The 9,226-nt window shown below is 62.0% G+C and carries 7 protein-coding genes and 1 pseudogene; 1 reads left to right on the top strand and 7 read right to left on the bottom strand.

Going from position 1 to position 9,226, the window contains the following annotated elements; translation table 11 throughout:
• Positions 1-155: 155 nt before the first annotated feature.
• The 6 genes from mmsB to Q8M42_RS01935 all read right to left on the bottom strand — a co-directional run bounded on the left by mmsB (position 156) and on the right by Q8M42_RS01935 (position 7,442).
• Positions 156-1,040: a 3-hydroxyisobutyrate dehydrogenase gene (gene mmsB / locus Q8M42_RS01960; protein WP_304864462.1), complete on the bottom strand. Its 885-nt coding sequence runs from the start codon at positions 1,038-1,040 to the stop codon at positions 156-158.
• 207 nt (positions 1,041-1,247) lie between these two features.
• Positions 1,248-2,351: an enoyl-CoA hydratase/isomerase family protein gene (locus Q8M42_RS01955; protein ID WP_304864460.1), complete on the bottom strand. Its 1,104-nt coding sequence runs from the start codon at positions 2,349-2,351 to the stop codon at positions 1,248-1,250.
• A 102-nt stretch (positions 2,352-2,453) separates the two neighbouring features.
• Positions 2,454-3,272 (bottom strand): enoyl-CoA hydratase, encoded by an 819-nt coding sequence (locus tag Q8M42_RS01950; protein WP_090251948.1) that lies wholly within the window; start codon positions 3,270-3,272, stop codon positions 2,454-2,456.
• Between the two features lie 116 nt (positions 3,273-3,388).
• A complete protein-coding gene (locus Q8M42_RS01945) occupies positions 3,389-4,555 on the bottom strand; it encodes an isobutyryl-CoA dehydrogenase (RefSeq protein WP_304864457.1) in 1,167 nt (388 codons plus the stop codon).
• Between the two features lie 6 nt (positions 4,556-4,561).
• Positions 4,562-5,809 (bottom strand): substrate-binding protein, encoded by a 1,248-nt coding sequence (locus Q8M42_RS01940; RefSeq protein WP_304864456.1) that lies wholly within the window; start codon positions 5,807-5,809, stop codon positions 4,562-4,564.
• A gap of 139 nt (positions 5,810-5,948) precedes the next feature.
• Positions 5,949-7,442, bottom strand: a complete 1,494-nt coding sequence (locus Q8M42_RS01935) for a CoA-acylating methylmalonate-semialdehyde dehydrogenase (RefSeq protein ID WP_304864454.1) — start codon at positions 7,440-7,442, stop codon at positions 5,949-5,951.
• A gap of 355 nt (positions 7,443-7,797) precedes the next feature.
• Here Q8M42_RS01935 and Q8M42_RS01930 point away from each other — a divergent pair, with 355 nt between their 5' ends.
• A complete protein-coding gene (locus Q8M42_RS01930) occupies positions 7,798-8,679 on the top strand; it encodes an AraC family transcriptional regulator (protein WP_304864452.1) in 882 nt (293 codons plus the stop codon).
• 259 nt (positions 8,680-8,938) lie between these two features.
• Here Q8M42_RS01930 and Q8M42_RS01925 read toward each other — a convergent pair.
• A pseudogene (locus Q8M42_RS01925) lies at positions 8,939-9,226 on the bottom strand (hypothetical protein); the annotation flags it as partial.

Below are 9,226 nucleotides of genomic sequence, written 5' to 3'. Positions count from 1 at the left end.
GTAGCCCGAACAAGCGCAGCGCAGTCCGGGCATGGAGCGTGCGCAGTACGTAGGATGGGTGATAACCCATCAATCGGTTGATGGGTTATCACCCATCCTACGGCGTTAAGTCCAGGCGCCTAGCCCGGATGTAATCCGGGTTACCAACGCCGCATTTATTCAACAAACAGCTGCTGCACCACCGAGAAGTCCTGCTTGCCTTTGCCTTGTTTGAGCAGCAGGCGATACAGCTGCAAGGCCAGCGCGCCCATCGGCGTGCTGCTGCCGCTGGTTTGGGCGGCTTCCTGGGCCAGACCCAGGTCTTTGGCCATCAGCTCGGCCATAAAGCCGCCGCTGTAACCCTTGGAGGCGGGGGCGTTTTCCATCACGCCGGGCCAGGGGTTGTACTTCTCCAACGTCCAGTTGCCACCTGAACTCTGCCGCATGATCTCGGCCAGCACGGCGGGCTCCAGGCCGTTGGCCACGCCCATGGCCATGGCTTCGGCGGTGGCGATCATCTGCACCGCCAGCACCTGGTTGTTGCACACCTTGGCCACTTGGCCCGCGCCATCGGGGCCGGCGTGGAAGATGTTCTTGCCCATGGCCTCGAAGATCGCCCGGGCTTTTTCCAGGGTGCTGGCCGCGCCGCCGATCATAAAGGTCAGGGTGCCGGCTGCCGCGCCCGCCGTGCCGCCGGATACCGGGGCGTCGAGCAGTTCGATGCCACGCGCGTGTGCGGCCTGGTGCACCCTGCGCGCGGCTTCCGGGGCGATGGTCGAGCATTCCAGCACCAGGCTGCCGTGCTTGAGTACGGCCAGCAGGCCGTTATCACCCAGGTACAGGCCTTCAACATGGCGGCTGGCAGGCAGCATGCTGACGACTACATCGGCACCTTGCACGGCATCCAGGGCGCTGCTGGCGGGCAGCGCGCCGTCCTTGGCCAGGTCCTCGACGGCGGCTGGCAGCAGGTCGAAGACCTTCAGGTTAAAGCCGGCCTTGAGCAGGTTGCGCGCCATGGGCAGGCCCATATGGCCGAGGCCGATAAAAGCGATTGTTGTCATTGTTAGGCTCCTGTCGCGCTGAATAACGTTCGTGTGGCCGTGTAGGGTGGATGACGCTTCACCCATCCACCGGTTGCGGTCTTGTCGGTGGATGAAAAAAGCGTCATCCCTACGTGCTCGGTTGCCGTTCCAGTTTTGGGAGGCGCTTCAGCGGCGATTTTTTAGTGGTTCCAGTCGCGGCTGAAGCCCCTCCCACAGATTTTTTACCTACAGGTCTGCCAGTGGGTGGTCGCCTTCCCAGGCTGGGGCGAAGTGCGCGTCGATCACCTGCTGCGGAATGTTCGCGACATCCGGCCAGTGCCAGCGCGGCGCGTGGTCCTTGTCGATCAGTCGCGAGCGCACGCCTTCGGGGAATTCCGGGTGACGGCAGCAGTTCAGGCTGATGGCGTATTCCATCTGGAATACTTCGGCCAGGGACAGCTGTTTGGCCCGCTTGATCTGCTCCCACACCAGATGCCCGGTCAGCGGGCAGCCGCCGGCCAGGGTTTTGGCGGCGCGGGCCAGCAGCAGGTCGTTGTCGTTGTGCAGGGCGCTGATGGCGCGCCAGGCGTGGGGCAGGTCGGCGGTATCGAGCAGCTCGTCGATACGCGCGCGGCGCGGCAGCCACTGGGCTTCCGGCAGTTCGGCGAGGGCTTGGTTTTCCAACGCCTTGAGCAGGCTGTGCAGCTGTTGCGGGCTTTGCTCCTGCCAGTTGAGCTGCGCCAGGCCTGTGAGCAGGTCGTCCTGCTGGCTGTCGAGCAGCACGCGGTCGGCCAGGTCCAGATCCAGTGCGTCGCGGGCGTTGATGCTGCTGGCGGTCAGGCCGAGAAACAGGCCGAGCTTGCCCGGCAGGCGGGCGAGAAACCAGCTGCCGCCGACATCCGGGTACAGACCGATATTCACTTCCGGCATGCCCAAGCGGCTGCCCGGGGTGACGATGCGAATACCTGCGCCCTGCATCAGACCCATGCCGCCGCCCAGCACATGGCCGTGGGCCCAGCAGATAAAGGGTTTCGGGTAGGTGTGGATGCGGTGGTCGAGGCGGTATTCGTCAGCAAAGAAGCGTCGCGCCAGGGGCGGGATTTCGCCTGGGTGTTCGCGGCACTGATGCACCAGCTGCACCACATCGCCGCCGGCGCAGAACGCCTTGGGGCCGTTGCCGCGCAGCATCACGCAGGCGATGCTCGGATCGTCCGCCCAGGCCTTGAGCTTGGCATCCAGCGCCTCGATCATCGGCAGCGACAGGGCGTTAAGGCTCTTTTCGGCATCCAGGCTGGCGATACCGATGCGGTAACCGTGCTGGGCCGGGCGTTCTTCAAATTGCATGTTCATCTGCGTTTCCAGAGTCGGGTGGATCGGGGCGCGTAGCCGACGTTTTATCCATCCACCGAGTGAGGCCATGGTGGATGTAAAAAGCGACATCCACCCTGCGGATTATTTATTGCGCCACTGCGGGTCGCGTTTTTCCAGGAAGGCGTTGACCCCTTCGCGGGTGTCGTCGGCGTCGAACAGGTCGACAAAGCGCTCGCGCTCTTCACTCAGCCAGGTGTTCGGGCTGCGCTCGCGAGCGCCCTGGATCAGCGGTTTGATGGTGCGCACTGCCACCGGGCTTTGCCGCGCAACCTTGGCCGCCAACAGCAGGGCATGGCCACGGGCTTCGCCGCTGTCGACCACCTGCTCGACCAGGCCGATGCGCAGCGCGGTTTCCGCATCCACCCGCTCGCCGCAGAGGATCATCCGTTTGGCCCAGCCTTCGCCGATCAGCCAGCTCAGGTGCTGGGTGCCACCGGCGCAGGGCAGCAGGCCGACCGTGGCTTCTGGCAGGGCCATTTGCGCCTGGCGCTCGGCGATGCGGATATCGCAGGCCAGGGCGCATTCCAGGCCGCCGCCCATGGCGTAGCCGTTGATCGCAGCAATCGATACACCGCGGAAATCGCGCAGCGCCTCGAAGGCTTCGCCAAAGCGTCGGGCCATTTCGCGGGCACGGGCCTTGTCGCCATCGGCGAACAGCTTGAGGTCGGCGCCGGCGCTGAAGAACTTGCCGCCCTGGCCGGTAATCACCAGGGCGTAGATGTCATCGTCGCGGTTGAGGTGTTCAACCAGCAGCTTGAGGCCGATCAGCGAGTCGCGGTCCCAGGTATTGGCCGGCGGCTGGTTGATGGTGATCAGCGCGGTATGGCCGTGCTTTTCCACGGTGAGCTTGTGGGTCAGGTCAAACACGCCGGGGTTGTAGGCTTCGATGGCGTTGCTCATAACGGTCCTCGTCAGGTTGCTCCCCTCGCCCTTTGGGAGAGGGGCTGGGGGAGAGGGCTGCGGGCGACGCCGACCCTCTCCCTAACCCTCTCCCCGAGGAGAGAGGGAATTAAAAGCTACAGCAAGCGATCGAGCATACCGCCCTGATCCAGCAGGCGGCGGGCGATGATCACCCGCATGATCTCGTTGGTGCCCTCGAGTATCTGGTGCACGCGGCTGTCGCGCACCCAGCGCTCCAGGGGGTAGTCGTTGAGGTAACCGTAGCCGCCGTGCAGTTGCAGCGCTTCGTTACACAGGGTGAAGCAGTGGTCGGTGGCAAAGCGCTTGGCCATGGCGCAATACAGGCTGGCTTCGCTGTGACCGTGATCCAGCTTGTGCGCGGCCAGGCGCACCATCTGCCGGCTGGCGGTCAGGTCGGTAAGCATGTCGGCGAGTTTGAATTGCAGGGACTGAAAATCGCTCAGCGGCTTGCCGAATTGTTTGCGTTCCTCGACGTAGCGCAGCGATTGCTCCAGCGCCGCTTGTGCTGCGCCCAGCGAGCAGCTGGCGATATTGATGCGCCCGCCATCCAGGCCCTTCATCGCGTAGACAAAGCCCTGGCCCTCAGGCCCGATGCGGTTGCCCGCTGGAATGCGCACGCCTTCAAAAGTGATGGTGCGGGTCGGCTGCGCGCGCCAGCCCATCTTTAATTCGTTGCGTCCGTATTTCACGCCCTCGGCGTCGGCCGGCACCAGGAAGCAGGACACGCCCTTGGCGCCACTTTCTTCACCCGTGCGCGCCATCACGATCAGCACATCGGTGCTGCCCGCGCCGGAGATAAAGCACTTGCTGCCATCCAGCACATAGTCGTCGCCATCACGCCGGGCGCGGGTGCGCAGGTGCGCGGCATCAGAGCCGGCATCCGGCTCGGTCAGGCAGTAGGAAGCGAGTAATTCACCGCTGACCAGGCGCGGCAGCCAGACATCCTTCAATGCTTGATCGGCGAAGGAGGCGAGCATCCACGAAGCCATATTGTGGATGGTCAGAAACGCCGTGGTGGCGATGCAGCCGGCCGACAGCTGTTCAAAAATCAGCGAGGCGGATAGCCGGGATAGGCCCAGACCGCCATCGTCTTCCTGGATATACAGCGCCAGGTAGCCCTGCTCGGCGGCGCGCTTGATCACATCCACCGGGAAGTGGTGGTCGCGGTCCCAATCGGCGGCATGCGGGGCCAGCTCACGGCTGGCGAATTGACGGGCGCTGTCTACCAGCAGGCGTTGTTCATCGCTGAGTTCGAAATCCATAAGTCCTCATTGCAGGGTCAGGGGTTGCCCGGCGGCGCGTCGTTCGGCCTGCCATTCGGCGAGGCTGGGTGCCGCTTGGGTGGCGTCGAGGCGATCGACGATTTCAAAGTAGTCTTGCTTGAGCGGGTCTTTCAGCACCTCGGCGCGGGTTTTGACTTTGACGGCATACACCGTCTGCAGGTTCTGGTGGTCGAATGCGCGCCAGGTTTGTTGATCCTTGAGCAGCTGATAGCTGTGGCCTTCCAGGGCCTTGATCAGCGCTTCGCTGTCCAGGCTGCCCGCGCGTTTGGCAGCATCGGCCCATTGATAGACGATGCTGTAGGCCGACGCGGCAGAGCTGGACGGGTACATCGCGTAGCGCTGGCTGAAAGCCTTGACGAAGGCTTCGCCGCGCACGGATTTCTCCAGCGCCGGTACGCGCCAGGTCCAGGGTTCGGTGCCGATCACGCCTTCCATCAACCCGGGGCCGCCTTGCTCGACCATGCTCTGGGTCAGGTTGGGCGCCACGATCTGCATGCGTTCGGTCAGGCCCAGATCCTTGGCGATGCGCATGGCGCGCACCAGGTCTTCACCAAACAGCACCAGGGCCAGCACTTCGGCATTGCTTGAGGCGGCCTGGGTCAGGGCATCCTGATAGTCGGCAAGGCGCGCGCCGGGGAAGCTCACCTTGAGCCCCGGATGCTGGCCGCTGTCTTCACTGCCGGTGGTCTGGCGCAACGAACTCTCCGTGGTGTGGCCCCAGGTGTAGTCGGAGGTGATATAGAAGTAGCGCTTGTTCGGCAGGTTCTTGCTCAGGTATTGGCCCAGTACCCGCGCGCTCATCCAGGCGTTGTTGCACTCGCGGAACATATAGCGGTGGCCGTCCTTGCCGGTGGTGTCGTTGGAGTAGGTGAGGGTGCCGAAATACAGCAGCCCATGCTGCGCCGCACGCTTGCCGGAGGCGATGGCCACCGCGCTGCTTGATCCGCCAAACAGCATGGCCGCGCCTTCGCTGGCCAACTTGTCGACGTTCTTCACTGCCTTGGCCGGACGCGATGCGGTGTCCTTGCTCGACAGACGCAGCGTACGCCCGAGCACACCGCCCTGGGCGTTAAGTTCGTCGATGGCCAGCAAGGCTCCGCGCATCTGTGCCAATCCTTCTTCCTTATACGGGCCGGTGCGTGGGTAGTTGAGGCCGAGGGTAATCGGCTCAGCCGCCTGTGCACAGGCAGTAAGCCCGGCCCATAGGGCCAGGGCGGTGGTCAAGCGTTGCATGGCAGTTCTCCTTGTTCTTGTTGTCGGAACTCGGAGAACTTTTTACGCCATTGGACTAATTGTTGAGATCGTCTATTGGTCTAACAACCTGTTTACGAGCTGCTGCGCGTCGGCCCTGCTGCGAGGGCCGACACCCTTCTTATTTCAACTGAATAGTCATATTTGCGCCGGCTACGGAGTCCTCATCAAACCAGCGGCTGGTGACCGTCTTGGTTTCAGTGAAGAAGCGCACGCCCTGTTTGCCATACGCATGCAAGTCGCCGTAGAACGAACCCTTCCAGCCGGTGAAGGAGAAGAACGGCAGCGGCACCGGCACCGGTACGTTGATGCCGACCTGGCCGACTTCCACTGCGTGCTGGTAATGCCGCGCCGCGCCGCCGGAGCGGGTGAAGATCGAGGTGCCGTTGCCGTAGGCGCTGGCGTTGACCAGTTCGATGGCTTCTTCCAGCGTATCGACCTCCATGCACACCAGCACCGGGCCGAAGATTTCCTCGCGGTACAAGCTCATCTTGGTCGTCACGCCGCGAAACAGCGTGGCGCCGATCCAGTTGCCGTTGGGGTAACCCTCGACTGCGCAGTGTGAGCCGTCCAGCAGGCATTCGGCGCCTTCCGCTTTACCTTCGGCGATCAGCCGTAGCACGCGTTGTTTCGCTTGCTGGCTGATCAGCGGGCCGAAGGCGGCGTGGCCATCGGTCCAGTAACCAGGTTGCAGGTCGGCCATTTGCGCTTGCAGCTCGTCGATCCATTGCTTCGATTCGCCGACAAATACCGCCACGCTGATCGCCATACAACGCTGCCCGGCCGCGCCGCAACTGGCGCCGACCAGGTTGCTCAGCACCTGCTGTTTATTGGCGTCGGGCATGATCACCATATGGTTCTTCGCCCCGGCAAACGCCTGCACACGCTTCAGGTGAGCGGTGCCGGTGCGGTAGATATGCTGGCCGACTGGCACCGAGCCGACGAAGGAGATGGCGCGGATATCCGGGTGGGTAAGCAGGCTGTCGACCACCTCGCGGGCACCGTGCAGCACCTGCAACACACCCTTGGGAGCGCCGGCTTCGATAAACAGCTCGGCCAGGCGATTGGGGGTCAGCGGGTCCTGTTCGGATGGCTTGAGAATAAAGGTATTGCCGGCGGCGATGGCCAGGGGAAACATCCACAGCGGAATCATCGCCGGGAAGTTGAACGGGGTAACGCCGACGCACACGCCCAGCGGCTGAATCCAGCTGGCGGTGTCGATATCGCGGGCCACGTTCTCCATGGTCTCGCCCATCATCAGGCTGGCGATATTGCAGGCCTGCTCGACCACCTCGATGCCGCGCCAGACATCGCCCTTGGCATCGGCCAGGGTCTTGCCGGTTTCGCCAGCGAGAATTTCCGCCAGCTCGTCGTGGTGTTCCTTGAGCAAGTGCTGGTAACGCAGCATCACCCGCGCCCGGTCGGAGACTGGCACTTCGCGCCAGGTGAGGAAGGCTGCCTTGGCACTGGCAATCGCCGCTTCGATTTCCTCGGCGGTGGCCTTGGGTGCCAACGCCAGCACTTCCTGGGTCGCCGGGTCGGTGACTTCGATAAATTCGCGGGCGCGGCTTTCGCGCCATTCACCGTCGATCAACTGTGGGATTGCCTTGGCCATGCTTTCCTCCTGCGAACCTAAGAACCTGTTCATGATCTGCTGCGCGTCGGCCCTACTGCGTTAAAAACAGGCTCGGACTGCTCATTTACAGCTCGTAAACTCCGAGTCCTCGCCGCTTTGACCAGCCGGAGGCTGTTATTAACGTAGTGCCTTGTATGGCTCTAGCTCGCGAGATCGTGAACAGGTTCTCAGGGTGGGCTCGATTGTTGTTTTGTCAGTGTTATAGCCGCCTTGCTCGGCTTTGTGGATTGACGATCTTGGCCTGCGGATGGACTATCTTGGGATTTAATCTGTAGCCCGGATGCAATCCGGGAGCCTTTCTCCCGGATTGCATCCGGGCTACTTGAGTACCCCAATGCGCACTTTTGTCGATACCTCCAACTGGCCTTTGCCGGCCAACGGCGTGCGCTTTATCACGCCGCCCAGGCTGCGCCGCCTGCTGGCAAAGCATCCCCTAGGGCAGGGCTGCTATCCCCTGGCCCTGGGGTACTACCCCGAGGCCCAGGGGCACCGCATGCATCGCCCGCAGCCGGAGGACCATCTGCTGATCTACTGCCGCGCCGGGCAGGGTTGGCTGGAAACGTCGGATGGACGATTAGCTGTCAGTGGTGGCGATCTGCTGCTGTTGCCAAAAGGCGTGACGCACGCCTACGGCGCGGACGTGGACAAGCCCTGGACGCTGTACTGGGTGCATTTTGATGGCGAGCTGGTGGCGGACTTTCTCAAGCCTCTGGGCAAGGGGCCGCTGTGGCGCATCGGCGTGCAGCCGCGCCTGCTGGCCGAGTTCGATGCCTTGCTTAACCTGCGCAAACAGGGCTTGAACCTGGCGCACTTCGTTCATGCCGCACACCAGTTGCAGGTGCTGCTCACTTCCCTAGCCGTGCTGCCAGCGCGCACCACCTTGAAATCCGGACGGGTGCTGGATGTGGACGCGGTGCAGGCGGTGATGCGCGCCCATCTGCATGACTCGCTAAACCTCGACGAGCTGGCCGCGCAGTTCAAATTGTCGCGCTTTCACTTCGCCAAAACCTACCGCGCCCTGACCGGGCATGCGCCGATTCAGGACTTTATCCAACTAAAAATGGCCCACGCCTGCCGCCTGCTCGACGAAGGCGAACAGGGCATCCGCCAGGTCGCCGAACAGCTGGGCTATGACGATGTGTATTACTTCTCGCGGCTGTTTCGCAAAGTGGTGGGCATGGCGCCTAGTCATTACCGCGCGCTGCATCAGGGGTGAGTTTGGAATTGGCCTGTCAGAGGGGGGCAGATTTATTTTTCCTGCACTGAATGTGCACGTTCGACCCGAGGTGGTCGGTGGCAACGGGCAACAACCGGCCTGCTGCTGCCCATGACCTGATCGGCCCAAGCTGCTTGCCAAAGTTACCGGCGGACAACAAATGTCTTCCCTTTATCACGCACTCAAATACGCATGTTGTGGAAAACCGCAAAGCGTTGTCCACCAGCAAGTATTCAGATTGCCTCGATATATCATGTATCTACTTTGCGTGGTCGGTAAGCGACTCTAATAATTCTTCTTTAGTAGCCTGGACCTCAAGACTGTCACGTTGAGTTTTCAGAGTATTCAACATAAAGTCGTGGGATATCCTAAATTCCTCGATAATAGTCTGCCAGGTTTTTACATATTTCTTTATCGGGTTAGCAATTGTCCCTGCGCCTATTAACCCGGGATCGTTCCTGTCAGCTAGATTATTGAGTCGTTCATGGATGTCAAAGTTTGAGCTAGATATTTTTCGCCCTACAAGAATGATTTCATATTTTGTTCT

The sequence above is a fragment of the Pseudomonas sp. genome (assembly GCF_030684895.1).
Lineage (GTDB): Bacteria > Pseudomonadota > Gammaproteobacteria > Pseudomonadales > Pseudomonadaceae > Aquipseudomonas.
This window is presented reverse-complemented; position numbering and strand designations above follow the sequence as displayed.